General features: G+C 68.5%; 20 protein-coding genes, 2 pseudogenes, 1 CRISPR repeat array and 1 riboswitch (1 of these 24 cut by a window edge). Of the genes and pseudogenes, 8 read left to right on the forward strand and 14 right to left on the reverse strand.

Annotation, left to right across the window (positions count from 1 at the left end; translation table 11 throughout):
* Position 1: 1 nt before the first annotated feature.
* The 5 genes and pseudogenes from TTH_RS11015 to TTH_RS11030 form a co-directional block, all read right to left on the reverse strand.
* Positions 2-367: pseudogene (locus TTH_RS11015) on the reverse strand (ParA family protein); the annotation flags it as partial.
* A 71-nt stretch (positions 368-438) separates the two neighbouring features.
* On the reverse strand, positions 439-894 hold the full coding sequence (locus tag TTH_RS11020) for a PIN domain-containing protein (RefSeq protein ID WP_008633600.1): 456 nt from the start codon (positions 892-894) through the stop codon (positions 439-441).
* Positions 875-1,117 (reverse strand): AbrB/MazE/SpoVT family DNA-binding domain-containing protein, encoded by a 243-nt coding sequence (locus tag TTH_RS11025; protein ID WP_008633599.1) that lies wholly within the window; start codon positions 1,115-1,117, stop codon positions 875-877. Before TTH_RS11025 ends, TTH_RS11020 begins: the two co-directional genes overlap by 20 nt.
* Before the next feature lie 58 nt (positions 1,118-1,175).
* Positions 1,176-1,364, reverse strand: a pseudogene (locus tag TTH_RS11840) (hypothetical protein); the annotation flags it as partial.
* A gap of 28 nt (positions 1,365-1,392) precedes the next feature.
* Complete coding sequence (locus TTH_RS11030; protein WP_224065233.1) at positions 1,393-2,040, reverse strand: transposase; 648 nt, start codon at positions 2,038-2,040, stop codon at positions 1,393-1,395.
* Here TTH_RS11030 and TTH_RS11640 point away from each other — a divergent pair.
* From TTH_RS11640 to TTH_RS11045, 4 genes are all read left to right on the forward strand, one after another.
* A complete protein-coding gene (locus tag TTH_RS11640; protein WP_223966770.1) occupies positions 1,982-2,167 on the forward strand; it encodes a hypothetical protein in 186 nt (61 codons plus the stop codon). The two genes, TTH_RS11030 and TTH_RS11640, sit on opposite strands and share 59 nt — an antisense overlap.
* A 298-nt stretch (positions 2,168-2,465) precedes the next feature.
* Positions 2,466-2,637, forward strand: a riboswitch (cobalamin riboswitch).
* 132 nt (positions 2,638-2,769) lie between these two features.
* On the forward strand, positions 2,770-3,171 hold the full coding sequence (locus TTH_RS11035; RefSeq protein ID WP_011229099.1) for an acyl-CoA thioesterase: 402 nt from the start codon (positions 2,770-2,772) through the stop codon (positions 3,169-3,171).
* On the forward strand, positions 3,152-4,126 hold the full coding sequence (locus TTH_RS11040) for a ribonucleotide-diphosphate reductase subunit beta (protein WP_024118792.1): 975 nt from the start codon (positions 3,152-3,154) through the stop codon (positions 4,124-4,126). The genes TTH_RS11035 and TTH_RS11040 overlap by 20 nt, the downstream gene beginning before the upstream one ends.
* 10 nt (positions 4,127-4,136) lie before the next feature.
* Positions 4,137-5,816 carry a ribonucleoside-diphosphate reductase subunit alpha gene (locus tag TTH_RS11045; RefSeq protein ID WP_011229097.1) on the forward strand — a complete coding sequence of 560 codons (1,680 nt, stop codon included), beginning with the start codon at positions 4,137-4,139 and terminating at the stop codon, positions 5,814-5,816.
* Positions 5,817-5,945: 129 nt separating this feature from the next.
* Here TTH_RS11045 and TTH_RS11050 read toward each other — a convergent pair whose 3' ends face one another.
* Positions 5,946-6,290: a DUF5602 domain-containing protein gene (locus TTH_RS11050; RefSeq protein ID WP_224065254.1), complete on the reverse strand. Its 345-nt coding sequence runs from the start codon at positions 6,288-6,290 to the stop codon at positions 5,946-5,948.
* 225 nt (positions 6,291-6,515) lie between these two features.
* Here TTH_RS11050 and TTH_RS11055 point away from each other — a divergent pair, with 225 nt between their 5' ends.
* From TTH_RS11055 to TTH_RS11070, 4 genes are all read left to right on the forward strand, one after another.
* The gene (locus TTH_RS11055; protein WP_011229095.1) at positions 6,516-7,079 is read left to right on the forward strand and encodes a sigma-70 family RNA polymerase sigma factor; all 564 of its coding nucleotides are present in this window, start codon (positions 6,516-6,518) and stop codon (positions 7,077-7,079) included.
* Complete coding sequence (locus tag TTH_RS11060; protein ID WP_011229094.1) at positions 7,069-7,686, forward strand: anti-sigma factor; 618 nt, start codon at positions 7,069-7,071, stop codon at positions 7,684-7,686. The genes TTH_RS11055 and TTH_RS11060 overlap by 11 nt, the downstream gene beginning before the upstream one ends.
* A 78-nt stretch (positions 7,687-7,764) precedes the next feature.
* Positions 7,765-8,385, forward strand: coding sequence for a ferritin-like domain-containing protein (locus TTH_RS11065; RefSeq protein WP_011229093.1), 621 nt, complete (start codon positions 7,765-7,767; stop codon positions 8,383-8,385).
* Between the two features lie 48 nt (positions 8,386-8,433).
* A complete protein-coding gene (locus TTH_RS11070; RefSeq protein WP_011229092.1) occupies positions 8,434-8,619 on the forward strand; it encodes a hypothetical protein in 186 nt (61 codons plus the stop codon).
* Between the two features lie 309 nt (positions 8,620-8,928).
* Here TTH_RS11070 and TTH_RS11075 read toward each other — a convergent pair whose 3' ends face one another.
* The 8 genes from TTH_RS11075 to TTH_RS11110 all read right to left on the reverse strand — a co-directional run bounded on the left by TTH_RS11075 (position 8,929) and on the right by TTH_RS11110 (position 14,754).
* A complete protein-coding gene (locus tag TTH_RS11075; protein ID WP_262409786.1) occupies positions 8,929-10,107 on the reverse strand; it encodes a di-heme oxidoredictase family protein in 1,179 nt (392 codons plus the stop codon).
* A 148-nt stretch (positions 10,108-10,255) separates the two neighbouring features.
* Entirely contained in the window at positions 10,256-10,705 is a 450-nt protein-coding gene (locus tag TTH_RS11080; RefSeq protein WP_011229090.1) for an ABC transporter substrate-binding protein, read from the reverse strand.
* A gap of 11 nt (positions 10,706-10,716) precedes the next feature.
* Positions 10,717-11,031, reverse strand: coding sequence for a hypothetical protein (locus tag TTH_RS11085; protein ID WP_011229089.1), 315 nt, complete (start codon positions 11,029-11,031; stop codon positions 10,717-10,719).
* A complete protein-coding gene (locus TTH_RS11090) occupies positions 11,021-11,797 on the reverse strand; it encodes an ABC transporter ATP-binding protein (RefSeq protein ID WP_011229088.1) in 777 nt (258 codons plus the stop codon). The genes TTH_RS11085 and TTH_RS11090 overlap by 11 nt, the downstream gene beginning before the upstream one ends.
* A complete protein-coding gene (locus TTH_RS11095) occupies positions 11,790-12,815 on the reverse strand; it encodes a FecCD family ABC transporter permease (protein WP_011229087.1) in 1,026 nt (341 codons plus the stop codon). Before TTH_RS11095 ends, TTH_RS11090 begins: the two co-directional genes overlap by 8 nt.
* A 103-nt stretch (positions 12,816-12,918) precedes the next feature.
* Positions 12,919-13,824, reverse strand: a complete 906-nt coding sequence (locus tag TTH_RS11100) for a heme/hemin ABC transporter substrate-binding protein (protein WP_011229086.1) — start codon at positions 13,822-13,824, stop codon at positions 12,919-12,921.
* Complete coding sequence (locus tag TTH_RS11105) at positions 13,821-14,441, reverse strand: DUF3386 family protein (protein WP_011229085.1); 621 nt, start codon at positions 14,439-14,441, stop codon at positions 13,821-13,823. Before TTH_RS11105 ends, TTH_RS11100 begins: the two co-directional genes overlap by 4 nt.
* On the reverse strand, positions 14,434-14,754 hold the full coding sequence (locus TTH_RS11110; RefSeq protein ID WP_011229084.1) for an antibiotic biosynthesis monooxygenase family protein: 321 nt from the start codon (positions 14,752-14,754) through the stop codon (positions 14,434-14,436). Before TTH_RS11110 ends, TTH_RS11105 begins: the two co-directional genes overlap by 8 nt.
* Positions 14,755-14,974: 220 nt before the next feature.
* Positions 14,975-15,280: a CRISPR direct-repeat array (repeat unit 37 nt; unit sequence GTTTCAATCCTCTACGAGGCTGACGGGGTTTGCAACG) (it continues 609 nt past the right edge of the window).

Raw genomic sequence — 15,280 nt, forward strand, 5'->3', positions numbered from 1 at the left:
CTTACACATAAATCCTTACACGACCCTCGCGGGCGTTGGGGCCGCGCCAGCGGGTGATGGGCTTGCCGTCCAGGGCGGCCCGCTCGTGGGCCTTGTAGGCCCGCACGAAGGCGTGGAAGGCGGGCACCCCGGCCTCCATGAGGGCGGTCTGGGCCTCGAGGGCCTCCCCCAGGCTCCGGGGGTCCACCCGGGTGAGGAGGACCCGGTAGGCCACCCCGAGGGGTCGGACGGCCTTCCGCACCGTCTCCACCAGGGCCTCGAGGTCCAGGGGGGCGGGGGGCGTGGGGAGGACGGCGTAGTCCGCCGCCCTGAGCACCGCCTCCAGGGCCTCGGAGCGGAGGGCGGGGGGCGTGTCCACCACCACCACCCCGTAGCCCTTCACCCGCCTCAGGCGGAGGAATGGGGTTTGGCGTCCGTTCGGGCTTGAGGCCTTTTCCCCTAACCCTTGTCCTCCAAGAGGCCCATCACCCCCGCCAGGGCTTCCGCCAGCGAAACCACCCAGAGCCCCCTTACCCTCTTCCCCATGAGGTGCCCAAAGTGGCGCCGGTCCCCAGTCACCAGGGCCTCGGCGCCGGCCTTCCAGGCAGCCGCCAGGATCGGGGCATCCTTAAGGGGTAGGCCTTCTGCCAGCGCTTTCCGCACCAACGCCATAGGGGCCTCGGGGACCGTCTGCACCCGTTCCCGTATCCGCTGAAGGCACTCCAGGGCCTCGGGCCGCTTGGCCTCCAGGTTGCGCCGGGCCTCCTCCAGGGCGTGGGGAGAGGTGAGGAGGAGGACCTTGGCCCTCGGCGCCAGCTCCAAAAGGGCCTGCGCTCTCCCCTCTTGCCAGCAAGCAGCGAAGAGGACGTTGGCGTCCAGGAAGAGGCGGTGGAGCCTAACGGGCGAGGGCGGCAAGGCGGGCGCGCTCCTCCTCGGTGAGGGTGTCCTCGGCCAGGAGTTCCTGGAGGCGCTCTTCCGTGTAGACCTCTAAGGGGTAGACCCCGGCGGGGCGCAAGAGAAGGCCTCCCTCGGGAGCGAGTTCCACCAGGAAGTAGGCTTCCCCTTCCACGCCCAAGGCCTTGAGGAGGCGCTTAGGGATGGAGAGTTGGCCCTTGCGGCTGAGTTTGGCCAGCTCCATGGTGTTAGTATACCAAAAAGTCGTGTTTCTTTGTTTCCCACTTATTCAGACTTGACCGTTATACCGCATAGAGCCCCAGGAACCTGAGGGCGGAGAGGGGATGGAAGGAGAAGGCCTCCAGGGCCGCTTTCAAGGTACGCTGGCGCGTGACCTTCTCCCGCACCCTCCTGCGGTGCAGCAGGGACACCAGAAAGGCCCGGAGGGCGGCCAAGACCTGCGCCCCCACGCCCCGCACCTGGCGGGCGTCCGAGGCACCCCCCTTCCCGTGGGCTTGCCTAGTAAATTGCCTTGTACCCCGGAGGGGGCGGGAGAAGGGAGAGAAGAACCCTAAGGCCGTAGGCGATGAGCTCCAAAAGCGCCCGCGCCATGGCCGTCCAAGGCTTCCGCTCCCAAAGGTACCCCCCACCCAGCCGCGTCTTCATCCCCCCAAACACCCCCTCCACCACCCCGCGAAACCGGTACACCTCGGGGTCCCACCCCTCCCGCGCCCGCACCCGCGCCTCCTCCCTGGCCTCGCCCCCGCCCCGAAGCCGGATCACCGGCCGCACCCCCGCCTCCCCCAAAACCCCCCACACCTCCTTCCCGTCAAACCCCGCGTCCGCCAAAAGCCACCCCCGGGAAGGAGGAAACCGCCTCAGCACCTCCCCCCCAAGCCGGGGGTCCGGGGCGTAGCCCTCCCCCACCACTCCACCCCAGGGCCACAAGAGCCGCCTCTCCCTATCCCACCGCATCAGGGCCAGAAGCCGCGCGTGCCCCCGCACCCGCCGCACCTCCTTCCCCCGACGAAAGCGGAGAAGCCGGTCCTTGCTCCGGTAGGCCAGCCCCGTGGTGTCCATGAGGTAGAGGGGGGGAAAGCGCCGCCAGGTGTGCCGGCGCCTCGTCCGAAGCCGCTTCGCCTTCCGGCGAGGACTCCGGGGCGAGATGGGCCTCCAGTTCCCGGGAAAGCCTCTCCAGGAGGGCCTCAAGGAGTTTGGGGTCCAGGTGCTTGAGGGCGTAGCGGGCCAGGGACTGGTGGGAAGGGAAGGGGCCTTCCATCAGGTCCTGGAGTGAGGCCTCCGTCTCGCGGTAGGTGAGGTGGAAGAAGGCGCGGAAGAGAAGGAGGGCCAGGTAAAGGGCGTGGCTGTAGCGCCAGGGGCGGCCCCGCTTGCCTTTGGGGGTGGGAGGGGCCACCTCCCGGGCCAGGCGCAGGCAGTGTTCCAGGACCTCCTTGGGGCTTGCCTCCCTGCGAAGGAAGCCTCGCTTGCCCATCAGGAGAGAGATATACACCCGTCCTCCTGACCTTTGCAAGGCAAGCCCCCTTCCCGTTGACCCCTTACCCAACCTGTGGTAGGGTCTTGGGCAGGACGCCCAAGACTTAGGGTGTCCTGGCCGCGATGCCAGGCCGACAGGCCTGGACGCCCAAAGGCGGTGGGGGAAGTCCGGTGAAAGTCCGGCGCTGTCCCGCAACGGTAACCGGCCCAAGCGTCGCGCCCTCCGCCCCGGCCGGAAGCCCGAGTACCCGCTTCGCGGCCCTGCCCCGTAGCCCTCGAGGCAAGGGTGAAGGTGGTGAGACCCGTGGGACCTTAGCCTAACCCCCCCAAAACCCGTCACGGGCCAAGCGCCCGAAAGAGGCCCTTCGGCTCTAGGAAGCTTTTCCCGCCCAAGGAGGCGCTATGCGGGAAACGCGGATGGTCTACCCCGTCTTCCCCGGGGAGACCAACCACTACGGAACCCTGTTTGGCGGAACGGTTCTGGCCTGGATGGACCAGGCGGCCTTTGTGGCCGCCACGCGCCACGCGCGCAAGAAGGTGGTAACGGTACACGCGGACGCGGTGGACTTCAAGCGCCCCGTCCCCCTGGGGGCCATCGTGGAGCTGGTGGCCCGGCTTAAGGAGGTGGGGCGCACCTCCATGCGGGTGGAGGTGGAGATGTGGGTGGAGCCGGTGAAGGAAGGCGAGGAGGCCTACCTGGCTGCCCGGGGCGGGTTTGTCCTGGTGGCGGTGGACGAAAGGGGGAGGCCAAGCCCGGTGCCTCCCCTGGAAGGAGGTGAGGCCCATGCCCCTCACGGCCCCTAGGCTCGCCTACCGCCCCTACGAGTACCCCGAGCTCCTCCGCTTCCGGGACGCCATCCGGCACAGCTACTGGGTGCACACGGAGTTCAGCTTCCAGTCTGACCTACAGGACCACGCCCTGGCCGACGAGAAGGAGCGCTCCCTGGTGGAGCGCGCCCTCCTCGCCATCGCCCAGGTGGAGCTCGCCGTCAAGCTCTTCTGGGCCCGGGTCTACGACCGCTTTCCCAAGCCCGAGATCGCCGAGGTGGGCCTCACCTTCGCCGAGAGCGAGGTGCGGCACGCCAACGCCTACGCCCACCTCCTGGAGCTTTTGGGCCTGGAGGAAGCCTTTGGACAGGCCCTGGAGGGGGCGAGCGCCCTCCGGGACCGGGCCCAGGCCCTGGGGGAGGCCCTTCGGCGCGCCCAGGGGAAGGACCTGCGGGAATACGCCCTCGCCCTTTTCCTCTTCTCCGCCTTCACGGAACACGTCTCCCTCTTCTCCCAGTTCTACGTCCTCATGGCCCTAAACCGCCGCGGCAACCGCTATAAGGGGATCTCCAACGCCATCGAGGCCACCAGCAAGGAGGAGAACGTCCACGGCCTCTTTGGGGTGGAGCTCCTCCGTCTCCTCAGGACGGAGCACCCCGAGGCCCTCGGCGAGGGGTTTCAGGAGGAGGCCTTGCGCCTCGCCCAGGGCCTTTTCCGGGCGGAGGAGGCCTTGCTGGACTGGCTCTTCTCCGCGGGGGAGCCTGCCCTGGTGGGCCACAGGGAGACCTTGGAGTTTCTCAAAGGGCGCTACAACCAGGTCCTCGCCCTCCACGGCCTGCCCCCGGTCTTCTCCGTGGACGAGAAGGCCTTGAGGGACACGGAGTGGTTCACCCTGGAGCTCCTTGCCGACAAGGAGGTGGACTTCTTCAACAAGCGGAGCGTGGCCTACGCGCGCAGGGTGCAAAGCTTTGACCCGGAGGAGCTTTTCTGAAGGAGGAAGCATGACCAAGGCCAAGCGGACCTACGAGCCCTGGTACTGGGCCAACGAGCACACCCGCCTCTACATGCGCCGGGGTTACCTGCTGCCCGGGGTGAGCGTGGAGGAGCGGGTGAAGGAGATCGCCCAGCGGGCCGAGGCCCTCACCAAGGTAGAGGGGTTTGGCCGCAAGTTCCTTGAGTACATGGCCCGGGGCTGGTACTCCCTCGCCACCCCCATCTGGGCCAACTACGGCCTCAGGCGGGGCCTTCCCATTTCCTGCTACGGCACCTACGTGGAGGACGACACCGCCTCCATCCTGAGGGCGGTGGCCGAGGTGGGGATGATGAGCAAGCAGGGGGGAGGGACCTCCCTCTACCTGGGAAGGCTCCGCCCCCGGGGGGCCCCCATCCGGGACAACGGGGAGAGCAACGGCTCCTTTGCCTTCGCCTCCCTCTTTGACCGGGTGATCGAGGTCTTCAACCAGGGCTCCACCCGCAGGGGCCAGTGCGCCGCCTACCTGGACGTGGAGCACCCCGACCTCGAGGAGTGGCTCTCCATCCAGCGGGAGCACTCCCCGGTCCAGTCCCTCTTCTGGGGGGTGAGCGTGGGGGACCGCTGGCTTGAGGAGATGATCGCCGGGGACGGGGAGAAGCGGGCCCGCTGGGCCAAAATCCTGAAGAGCCGGGCCGAGGTGGGCATCCCCTACCTCTTCTTCCGGGACAACGCCAACCAAAAGGCCCCCGAGGTCTTCCGCGCCTTGGGCAAGACCATCTGGGCCAGCAACCTCTGCACGGAGATCATGCTCCCCTCCTCGGAGGAGGAGAGCTTCGTCTGCTGCCTCTCCTCCCTGAACCTCCTCCACTACGAGGAGTGGAAGGACACGGACGCGGTGGAGACCCTGGTCATTTTCCTGGACTCCGTGCTGGACGACTTCATTGAGAAGGCGGAGGGCATCCCCTACATGGAGCGGGCGGTGCGCTTCGCCAAGCGCTACCGGGCCATCGGCCTCGGGGTCCTGGGCTGGCACAGCTACCTCCAGTCCCAAAGAATCCCCCTGGAAAGCCCCGAGGCCTTCCGGAGAAACGCCGAGATCTTCAAGACCATCCGGGAGCGGGCCGAGGAGGCCTCGAGGTGGCTGAGGAAGCGGCACCCCGAGGACGAGCTCGCCGGGGTGGGGGAGCTTAAGGAACGGCGCAACGCCACCCTCCTCGCCATCGCCCCCACCAAGTCCAGCGCCTTCATCCTGGGCCAGGTCTCCCCCTCCATAGAGCCCTACACCAGCAACTACTACCTGAAGGACCTACAGAAAGCCCGCGTCCCCTTCAAGAACCCCTTCCTGGAGGAGGTGCTGAGGGAGAAGGGCAAGGACGAGGAAAAGGTCTGGCGGAGCATCCTGGAGCACAACGGCTCCGTGCAGCACCTGGACTTCCTCACCGATGAGGAAAAGGCGGTGTTCAAGACCTTCGCCGAAATCTCGCAGATGACCCTGGTGAACCTGGCGGCCTCGAGGCAGAAGCACATTGACCAGGGGCAGTCCCTGAACCTTGTGATCCACCCGGAGGCCCCGCCCAGGGACGTGAACGCCCTGGTGCTCCACGCCTGGCGCTCGGGCCTCAAGGCCCTCTACTACCAGTTCAGCCAGAGCGTGGCCCAGGCCTACAGCCGGGACCTCCTCCTCTCCTGCCAGGCCTGCGAGGGGTAGGAAGACCTTCTCCCGCCTCCTCCTCGGGGGTGGAGGAGGCGGGGCGGTTCACCAGAGGATCCCCCACCCCCATCCGGCGAAAGACCTCACCCCGGGTGCGCCAGGGTGAGGTCCGGGCCCTTTCCCGGCTCAGTACGGCTCGCCCTCCAGCACCTTCCGCTCCTGGTCCACGGAGACCAGGACCAGCTCAATGTGGTAGTGGGGCTCGCTCACCCCGGGGTGGGGTCCCGAGGGGATGAGGTTCACGTGGTCTATGCGGGTGATCCCCAGAGCCCTCAGGGTCTTCGTGCCGATGTCCACGTACTTATGGCTCTCGTTGAGCTTCTTGAGGGGGACCATGAAGACCACCTTCACCAGGTTCCCCGCCCTGTCGTAGGCGAGGAAAGGGCCTTCGGGCAGGGTGCTCGGGTCCACGTAGAGGGTGCCGAGGCCGGGGATGAAATTGGGGAGGGCCCCCTTCAGGGCCTCGCTCACGTTCACGTAGGGGGCCGAAGGGGGGCCTTCCGTACCTGGAGCATCTGGGCCAGGCCCAGGCCAAGGGCCACCGCCAAAGAGACCATCACGAGCGCTTTCGCCTTCCTTATACGTCTACCTCCTTAGGAGCCCTCTGGGGCTCCACCCATCCCTACGGCCGGAGGGCGGGTGGTGGATGAGGCCAAACCGGCCGGGCTTTCCGCCCGTATGGTAGGGTGGAGGCGGATGGGCTTGCCCGCCGATTCCCTCTCCGACGAGGCCCTCCTCGCCTTGGTGGCCCGCGGGGACGAGGAGGCCTTCCGCGCCCTTTTCCGACGCTACGCGGGAAGCTTCCTCGCCCTGGCGCGCAGGATGGGCTTGGATGGGGCGGCGGCAGAGGACGTGGTGCAGGAGGCGATGATAAGGGTCTGGCAGAAGGCCAAGGAGTTTGACCCCAGGCGCGGGAGCGCCCGGGCTTTTCTCCTCACCCTGGGGCACCACGCGGCGGTGGACGAGGTGCGCAGGCGGGCCGCGAGGCCCCTTCCCCTGGAGCCCGATCCCGAGAGGGAGGAGGAGGCCTTTGACCTTCCGGGGCCTGGGCTGGACGAGGAGGGCCACCTGGACCGCACCCGCCTCGGCCGGGCCCTGAAGGCCCTATCCCCGGAGGAGCGGCGGGTGATTGAGGTCCTCTACTACCAGGGCTACACCCACCGGGAGGCGGCGAGCCTCCTCGGCCTCCCCCTGGGAACCCTCAAAACCTGGGCCCGAAGGGCCCTTTCCAAGCTCAAGGAGGTGCTCCGTGAGCCCTGAGGAGGTCCGGGAACTTCTCCCCCTTTACGCCCTCGGGGCCCTCACCCCCGAGGAGCGGGCCCGGGTAGAGGAGGCCCTAAAGCGCTACCCCGAGCTCTGGCCCGAAGCCAAGGCCCTTCTGGAGACGGCGGCGGAGCTCGCCGCGGGCCTCCCCCAGGAGCCGGTGCCCCGGGGCCTCGAGGAGCGGGTCCTCCGCCGCATCCGCCCAAGGCGCCTTCCCTTCCTCCCCCTCCTCGCCCGGGCGGCCGCGGTCCTGGCCTTCCTCCTCGTGGGCTACGGGGCCTACTTCGGCCTCTCCTGGACCCTGAGCCTCGGAGCCCCCACCACCCGCGTCTACGCCCTGGTGGGCCCGGAGGGGACGCCCGTGGGGCGGGCGGTGGTCCGGGGGGACGGGGAGGCCCTGGTGGTCCTGAAGGCCCCGGCGCCCGCGGGCCGGGTCTACCAGGCCTGGGGTCTGGGGAAAGGGGATCCTGTGCCCCTGCCCACCTTCCGCCTCCCCCTCAAAGTGGTGCGCCTGCCGGAAGGGGCGGAGGCCCTGGCCGTCTCCCTCGAGCCCCCGGGGGGAAGCCAAAGGCCCACGGAGATCCTCGGCCTGCCCCGGCCCTAAAGGCTTGACATCCAAACTCCCCCCTCGGGCCGTAGGGAAGGGCGAGGGGGAAACCCCTCGCCCTTCAAGGAGGTGGTTATGGAACGGATTCTGGCGCGCAGGCAGTTCATGAGGGTGCTCACGGCCACCGGGCTCTCCGCGGCCTTCGCGGGAAGCCTCCTGGACCGGGCCTTGGCGGCCCACGGGGGGCCCTCGGACGCGGACATCCTGCAGCTCGCCCTCACGGCGGAGTACCTGGCCGTGGACGCCTACACCAAAAGCCTCTTCGGCGGCTTCCAGGGCCTGGTGAAGGACTACCTCGAGGCCGCCCTGACCCAGGAGGAGGCCCACGTGAAGGCCCTGCGGGACACCTTGAGCGCCCTCGGGGTGAAGCCCGTGGAGAAGCCCAGCTTCGTCTACCCCGTGGAGTTCCTCCCCCGGAACCAGCTCGCCATCCTGAGGCTTTTGAACGCCCTGGAGGACGCCTTCGTGGGGGCCTACCTCGGGGCCCTGCCCCTCATCCAGAGCAAAGACGTTCTCAAGGCCGCGGGGGCCATCCTGGGGAACGAGGCGGCCCACCGGGCCACGGTGCGGGCCTCGCGGATCCTCCTTGGGGACCAGGAGCTCCCTGGGCCCCGCTCCCCCGCGGACCGGGCCTTTGAGGTGGCCATCACCCCGGAGGAGGCGCAGAAGGCGGTCTCGGGCTTCATCCGGAAGTAAACCTGCCTAGGGGAGGCCCCGGGGCTCCCCCGGGGCCTTGCCACATCCATGGAGGGCCTCTTCTACCTGGCGGCCACCGGCCGGCTGAGCGAGCTCAACCAGGTGGGGGGCAACGCCCAGATCCTCCTTCCCCCGGGCTTCAACGGCACGAGCCCGGTTCCGGGGCTTACGGGGGACCTCCTGGACCTGGCCGATCGGAGAATGTACCGGGCCAAGCGCCGCAAGAAAGGTTAGATCGTCTTGCTCCTCTCGGCCCCGAGGAAAGGACTCCTTGGCGAACCCTTCCCGTGATGGAGAACTCCTGCCGCGCCATTAAAAGGGAACCGGGAAAGCGTCTTTAGGGGAACGTCTTCGGGATGGCGTTGGTCACGGAAGGCGTAGCCGATCTTCCTCCTCGGCACCTTGGCGGGAGGGCCGCCGGGCTTAGGGGCGGGGACGGGGGGCCCCAGGGGGCCCCACTCCTCACCGTGACCATCGTTGAGGCCTCTGGGGTAGGATCGTTTAAGGAGCCCTCCAAGGATACCCCCCTTCTACGACAGCCTCTTATAGCCCTCTCAGGAAGCGGAGGAGGGCTTCCCGGTCCGCCTTGGGCAGGGCCATGAAGCGCCGCTTGGCCTCCTCGGCCTCCCCGCCGTGCCAGAGGATGGCCTCCTCGAGGCTTTGCGCCCGCCCGTCGTGGAGGTAGACCTCTTCCCCCAGGACCTTGCGGGTGAGGCCGATCCCCCAGAGGGGCGGGGTGCGCCACTCCGCGGGGGAGGCCGCGCCTTCCGCTACCCCGTCGGCGAGGGCCTCCCCCATGTCGTGGAGGAGGAGGTCGGTGTAGGCGGGAAGCCCCCCGAGGCGCTCCCGGTGGCAGCTTGCGCACCCCACCTCCCGGAAGAGCCTTTTCCCCCGGAGGTCCTCGGGGAGGTGCCGGGGGGCGGGCACCGCCAGGTGCGCCACGTAGAAGGTCACCCGTTCCAGCTCCTCCTCGCTCACCTCGGCCCGCCCCTCCTCCGGGAAGAGGGGCGTGGAAAGCCCCATGTCCTCCCGATAGGCCAGGGCGCTCTGCTCTAAGAGGCTAGTCGTGCTCGCCTTCCAGCCGAAGCGGCCAAGGCCCCCTTCCAGGCGAGCGGCCCTCCCCGAGATCCCGTCCCCGTCTTGGTCCTGGGGGTCTTCTAGGGCCAGGATGGCCGCCTCGGGAACCTTTTCCAAAAGCCCGGCCCCGAAGACGGGTGGGGCGATGCGGAGGCTATAAGCCCCGGGCACGGGTTTCCCTTCGGGGTCCAGGACCCTCAGGCGGGGGCGCCTTAGGCGGTAGGGCGTGCCGTCGGGGTAGCGGCCCTCCACCTCTTCCCAGTAGAGCTCCACCCGGCCTTCCGGGGTGTGGCCGGGGAGGGCGTGGTCCTGGAGCTGGAAGCCGAAGAGGGGATGGGGGGACTGCCCGTCTGGGGCCCGGGTGCGCACCAAGGCCTCGCTCCTTTCCGCGAAAAGGGGCCTTCCCCGCCCGTCCCCCACGTGGCAGCCCGCGCAGGACTGGTGGACGAAGCGGGGCCCGAGCCCGTCCTCCCGCACGAAGACCCGTTGGAAGGCCTGGTCGCCGAGGCGGAAGGCCTCCAAGGCCTCCTCGGGGAGGCCGGGCAGGGGGTGCCCGAAGGCGCGGGAGGAGGCGTCCTGCACCAGGTACCGGGCGGGAAGCCCGGCGAGGAGAAGGGGGAGAAGCCCGAGAAGAAGGCGGCGCATACCCATCGTCTCAGGGGGAGAAGCGCCCGGGGCCTAAAGGCCCCGGGCGCCGGTTAGCGGAGGAGGTCCTCCAGGGCCTTGACCAGGGGCTCCACCTCTTCCTTGGGCGCCGCGGCGCGCACCTTGGCCTCGAGGGCCTCCACGAGCTTCAGGGCCTCCTCCTCCCGGGGAGGAAGTGCCGCTCCATGGCGGCAAGCTGCCCCTCGGGAGGCAGGTAGTCGTAAAGGGCGGTGGGGGCGATGCGGGAAAGCTCGGGGTAGAGCCTTCCCTGAAAGCCCGTATAGCCCAGGATGAGGTCCGGCTTTAGGGCGGCCAGGAGTTCCAGGTTTGGGGCGGTGCGGCTCCCTAGGTTTTGGATCCCCGGAGGGAGGCTTAACCGCACCCACCGGGGGAAGTCCTCGAGGTCCGCCCCCGCCACGGGCCTCACCCCGAGGAGGAGGAGGTCCTCGAGGGGACGCCAGTCCAGGGTCACCACCCGCTTGGGGGGGGCGGGGAGGCAGACCTCTCCCAGGTCATGGGCCACCCGCCCCCCTGGGCAGGCGGCCTGGGCCAAGGCCAAAGCAACAACCCATCCCACCAGCCAAAGACTCTTCTGCATCGCTTTCCCCCTCAGTTCAGATGGCGAAGCAGGGCGCGGGGCGGCTCCTTTCCCGGGAGAAGCCCCTGACGCAGCAGCCGGAGGAGCCCCCACCCTTCCCCCTTCCGGAACCTAAGGCCCACCGAGCCGAGCCACACCGCTCCCTCGTCGTTCCCCTGGGCGAGGAGGTCCTCCAGCACCTGGGCCAGGAAGGTGAGCCCCTCCGGCGTGAGGCGGAAGGTGGCCGCGTCCCAGTGGAGGTGGTAGGTACCCCCGTTGCAGGAGCAACGGGCCAGGTAGCGGCCCTCGGAGAGCCGGGCCACCACCTCGGCGTGCTCAGGCTCCACGGACCACCTCCCGGGGCAGGGGCACCCAGAAGGTAGGCCCCCCGGGCTGCCCCAGAACGCTAAAGGCCACCTCGTAGACCTCTTCCAGGAGACCGGGGTGCAGAACGGCCTGGGGAGGGCCATAGGCCACGGCCCTCCCCTCCTTCAGGAGAAGCACCCGGTCCGCGAAGAGGCCCGCCAGGTTGAGGTCGTGGAGCACGGCCACCACGCCTTTTCCCTCGTAGGCCAGGGCCCGGAAGAGGCAGAGGAGCTCGAGGGCGTACCTCGGGTCCAGGTGGTTGGTGGGCTCGTCCAGGAGGAGCCGGGCCTCCTGGTTGAGGAGCCGGGCCACCTCCACCCGCATGGCCTCGCCCCCCGAGAGGCTCGGGAAAAGGCGCTCCTTAAGGGAAAGGGCCCGCACCCTTTCTAGGGCCTCGAGGGTTTTCCGGTGGTCCAAGGGACGCTCCCGCCCCACCAGGTGGGGAAGCCGCCCCAGGAAGGCCACCTCGTAGGCGGTATAGGGGAAGGCCATCTCCCGCACCTGGGAGAGGACCGCCCGTTGGCGAGCCAGGGCCTGGGGCCCGTAGACGGCGAGGGGCTCTCCCAGGAGGAAGACCTCTCCTTCCGTGGGCCTAAGCTCCCCGGCGAGGAGCCTTAGGAGGGTGGTCTTGCCGCTGCCGTTGGGTCCCAGGACCGCCAGGAACTCCCCCTCCCCCACGGCGAGGTCCACGCCCCTAAGGAGCCAGCGCTCCCCTACACGGTAGCCGAGGTTCTGGACTTTAAGCACGGTACACCTCCCGCTTGTGCCGTAAGACCAGGTAGAGGAAGAAAGGCCCCCCCAGGAGGGCCGTGACCACCCCCACGGGGATCTCCGCCGGGGCCGCCAGGGTGCGGGCGAGGAGGTCGGCCAAGACCGCCAGGCTCCCTCCCAGCAGGGCGGAACCGGGGAGGAGGTAGCGGTGGTCGGGCCCCGCCAGGAGCCGGAAGAGATGGGGGGCCACCAGGCCTAAAAACCCCACCCCACCCGCCAGGGCCACGGCCACCCCCACGCCCAGGGCAGCCCCCGCAACCGCCCGGCGCTTAAGGCGCTCCAGGTCTATTCCCAGGTGGAAGGCCTCCCGTTCCCCTAGGGCCAGGGCGTTGAGGGGCCGGGCCAGGGGAAGGAGGAGGGCGAAGGCCAGGAAGGCGAAGGGCACCCCTACGAGGAGGAGGCGCCAGGTGAGGGCGGAAAATCCGCCCAGGGTCCAGAAGGTGAGGCTCCTAAGCTCCTCCTCCGTGGCCAAGAAGGTGAGGAGCCCGATTCCCGCTCCCACGAGGGCGTTGAGGGCGATGCCCGAGAGGAGGAGGATGGTCACTTGGGTCCCCCAGGGGCTTTGGGCCAGGCGCCAGAGGAGGGAGGTGGCGAGAAGCCCCCCCAGGAAGGCGAAGAGGGGGAGGGCGTAGACTTCCAGGGGCCCTGCCCCGGGCACCAGCACGATGAAGAGGGCCGCCCCCAAGGCCGCCCCCGAGGAGACCCCGATGAGCCCCGGGTCCACAAGGGGGTTCCGGAAAAGCCCCTGGAGCACCGCCCCCGCCAGGGCCAAAAGCCCCCCCACCACGGCCGCCCCCAGAACCCGGGGAAGGCGTAGGGCGACGAGGACCTGGTACTCCACCCCCTCGCCCCTGAGGAGGATCCCCGGGATGGCCAGAGGGGGAATGGGGTAGGCTCCAAGCCCCGCCCCCAGGAGGAGGGTGAGGGGAAGGGCGAGGGAGAATCCGAGGAGGGCCAGGCGGTAGCGGCGGAAGCGGGGGAAGAGGCCTACCATCTTGCCCCCCGGAAGGCGGCCTCGAGGCTTTCGGGAACCGGTTTGCCCAAGAGGAGGAGGAGCAGGGCCGCTTTGAAAAAGGCCCGGAGGAACAGGTAGTTCTTCACGGCCCCACCTCCACGAAGCCCTCCTGCAGGTAGGCGGCCCGGAAGAGGTCCAAGGCCGCCCTTCCCGCCCTTGGGCCGAAGCTACCCAGGTAGAGGTCGTCCATGGCCACCACCTTCCGCTTCTGCCCGGCCGGGGTCTGGGCCACGCCAGGAAGCTTCAGGAGGCCCTCCAGACCCCCTACGCTTTCCAGACCCTTCTTGAAGACCACGATCACCTCGGGCCTTGCGGCCACCACGCTCTCCGCCGTCATAGGCTGGCACTCCCGGATACCCTTGGCGGCATTCTCCAGGCCCGCAAGCTCCATCACCCCCACGGGGGTGCTCCCCTCTCCGCAGACGAAGGTGGTCCCGGGGCCCCGAAGGTAGAGGAAAAGGGCTCTAAGCTTCCCCTTGGCGGCGTGTTGGGCCTGGAAGGCCCTAAGGAGCAGGAGGTCCCGCTCCAGAGCCCGCACCAGGGCTTCGCCCTGCTCCACCCTTCCCACGGCCTGGGCCACGGTGCGGATCTTGGCCTTGGCCCCTTCCACGCTGGGCTCGGTGGGCACCAGGACCACGGCCACCCCCGCCCTCTCCAGCTGCTCCACCACCTCCTTGGGCCGCACATCCTCCCGCCCGATCACCAGGGTGGGCTTGAGGGAAAGAATCCCCTCGGCGGAGAGGCGGAACTGGTAGCCCACGCTGGGAAGCCTCTGGGCCTCGGGAGGGTAGTAGCTGGAGTCGTCCCGGCCCACCACCTTCTCCCCCACCCCCAGGGCGAAGAGGATCTCGGTGGTGATCCCGTCCAGGCTGACGATGCGCTCCACGGAGCGCACCTCCACCACCTTCCCCCGGGCGTCCACGACCCGATAGGACTGGGCCGAGGCCAGGGCGCCGAAGACCCCTAGAAGCAAGAGAAGCCTTCTCATCCTTTCACCTCCACTTCCTCAAGCCTCAGGACCAAGACCCCCAGGCCCTCTCCTTCCACCACCACCTCCCGCTCCACGGGGAGCCAGTAGGGGCCCACCTGGGCGTACTCGTCCCGGAACCTTTCCACCTTGAGGAGGTGCCCCCGAGGATCCCGGTGGACCAGGAGGAAGCGGTGGGGCAGAAGCCTCTCCCCCACTTCCCGCCAGGTCTCCAGGTGGATGCGGAAGGAACCCTCGGGGAGGTGGCGCTCAATGAGGGCGAGCCGCCCCTCCTTAACCCAGATGCGGGACCGGAAGGGGTCCTCGAGGGCGATCCCCGTGCCCAAGGGCCCCTCGGCAAAGAGGCGCATAGGGTAGCGTCCCTCGCCTTCCTCAAAGGGGGCAGGGCGGCGGTGTCCGAGGAGGGAACCGAGCTCCTTTTCCGCGATAGCGCCGGCCTCCCCAAAGAGACCAAGGGTCTTTGGGGCAAAGCCCTCGGCCTCCACAGCGCCTACGTACCAGACGCCGTCCAAACACAGGCCTAGGCGGGCCCGGAACCCGGGAAAGTCAGGAGGCAGGGTGTAGATCCGTTCCCGGGCCCGTTTCAGAAGGACCCATGCGGGAGGGGTTTCAACCATCCCTCCCCTCCGAGTCCAGGACCACCTCAAAGGCCTCCAGCCTGTTCGGCCCCAGGAAGGCCTCCTTGGGCAGGGTGCCGCTCCGGGCGTGCCCCTCCTTGAAGGCGGGGCTTTCTGTCCAGGCCCGGAAGGCCTCCTCGCTCTCCCAGAGGGTCATGACGACGTAGGGGTCCCCCGGGTTCTTGGGCCTCAGGACCAGGTTGCGGATAAACCCCGGCATCCGGTCCACGAGCCGGGCCCTCTGCCGGAAGGCCTCCTCAAACTGCTCGGCGTACTCGGGCCGCACGGGGATGCGGTTCATCGTCACGAACACGGGCGCACCTCCTGGAGGCCAGGCTAGCCAGGGGGGAGGTAAAAGTCAAGTATTCCGGTCGGATTTTATGAGTATTGCGAACGATAACTCCTCGCAATACAGGCCCCCTTTCACGCCTCCGGTTTGACGACCGGGTACATGTATCTTGCCCCCTGATCCCCGCCGCACAGTATCCCGGTCGTCAAAGACCGCATCCACATGGAAGGCCCACAGGGTCGGGTGGCCAATCCTCTACGAGGCTAACGAGGTTTGCAACCATCGCTGTTCACCCTCCTTTCGGCCTTCATCCTATGTTTCAATCCTCTACGAGGCTGACGAGGTTTGCAACTCCCAAGGGGGGGCTTCACCCCGCGAACAACGCACTCGCCGTTTCAATCCTCTACGAGGCTGACGGGGTTTGCAACGGGGCTCACCCCCCAACCCCATACCCCCCCGGATGGGTTTCAATCCTCTACGAGGCTGACGGGGTTTGCAACGGAGTCCGGCGATGAGGGCGTAGAAGCGCCCATTCCTGTTTCAATCCTCT

The sequence above is a fragment of the Thermus thermophilus HB8 genome, from assembly GCF_000091545.1.
Taxonomy (GTDB): Bacteria; Deinococcota; Deinococci; order Deinococcales; family Thermaceae; genus Thermus; species Thermus thermophilus.